Raw genomic sequence first — 517 nt, 5'->3', positions numbered from 1 at the left:
AATCACCGGATGACTTCACGAAATATGTTGCACATGGGTGCTGAACTAATAGTTCATTGAGATCAATGCGTTGTTCAACGTAATCATGCGCCGGGGAGGGAAAACCGCATGAAACAAGATCACTGAATAAAGGAAGCGCAACTATCTGGCGCAACTCAGCTGGTGAATAAAACTTCATAATAAACTCACTCGCGCTTACACTGTTTATATATACAGTATATACTGACATTAAACACAGTAAAGAGGAGTTAAAGCATGTTCGTGGAACTCATTTATGACAAAAGGAATTTTGATGGTCTGCCTGGTGCAAAAGATATCATTCTGGGCGAATTGACCAGGAGGGTTCACCGGATCTTCCCCGATGCTGATGTTCGGGTTAAACCGATGATGACACTGTCGGCGATCAACACTGACGCCAGCAAGCATGAGAAGGAACTGATAAGCCGTACTGTTCAGGAAATGTTTGAAGAGGCTGATATGTGGCTGGTTTCAGATTAAACGCCTTGAACCGTCATAT

General features: G+C 43.3%; 2 protein-coding genes. One reads left to right on the top strand and one right to left on the bottom strand.

The window, feature by feature from the left end:
• A partial coding sequence (locus tag OGV69_RS00055) for a S24/S26 family peptidase (RefSeq protein ID WP_502873867.1) occupies positions 1-178 on the bottom strand: 178 nt, incomplete at its 3' end.
• Positions 179-255: 77 nt separating this feature from the next.
• Between OGV69_RS00055 and OGV69_RS00050 the strand changes: the two genes are divergently transcribed.
• Positions 256-498 carry a DinI family protein gene (locus tag OGV69_RS00050; RefSeq protein ID WP_069325487.1) on the top strand — a complete coding sequence of 81 codons (243 nt, stop codon included), beginning with the start codon at positions 256-258 and terminating at the stop codon, positions 496-498.
• Positions 499-517 lie beyond the last annotated feature (19 nt).

The organism is Citrobacter sp. Cc139, from assembly GCF_030334645.1.
GTDB classification, from domain to species: domain Bacteria; phylum Pseudomonadota; class Gammaproteobacteria; order Enterobacterales; family Enterobacteriaceae; genus Citrobacter; species Citrobacter werkmanii.
Note: the sequence above shows the minus strand (reverse complement) of the source record. Positions and strands in the feature narration are given on the sequence as shown.

What these genes read in the sequence shown, in the direction of transcription:
- OGV69_RS00050 (WP_069325487.1), top strand. Translation starts at nt 256, where the DNA reads ATGTTCGTGGAACTCATTTATGACAAAAGGAATTTTGATGGTCTGCCT.